This is a genomic window from Psychrobacter sp. GW64-MNA-CIBAN-0177 (genome assembly GCF_040309585.1).
In the GTDB taxonomy this organism is placed as follows: Bacteria; Pseudomonadota; Gammaproteobacteria; order Pseudomonadales; family Moraxellaceae; genus Psychrobacter; species Psychrobacter okhotskensis.
Genome location: NZ_JBEOOY010000644.1, coordinates 1 through 232 on the forward strand (window position 1 = coordinate 1; position 232 = coordinate 232).

The window sequence follows — 232 nt, forward strand, 5'->3', positions numbered from 1 at the left end:
TTATAACGCAGCATACTGCATTGATTGGCCATCGCATTTTTCCCATAAAAAAACCTTCAGTATTGATTTTCACGGCACGGGTGGTTTCATTAATAACACTCAATTTGGTGCGCTGAAAATTAAAGATGCTGTAGTTGACCGTTTTCGTGATGATGGTACTCCTCGTCCCGATGTAGAACGTGTCAATCCAGATTTTAAAATTGATGCCCATTATCGTAATGGTCAACTGACT

General features: G+C 39.7%; 1 protein-coding gene. It reads left to right on the plus strand.

What is annotated here, in order from left to right; all coding sequences use genetic code 11:
- On the plus strand, nt 1-232 hold a 232-nt coding region (locus tag AAEY79_RS16535; RefSeq protein ID WP_352289891.1), incomplete at both ends, for a THUMP domain-containing protein.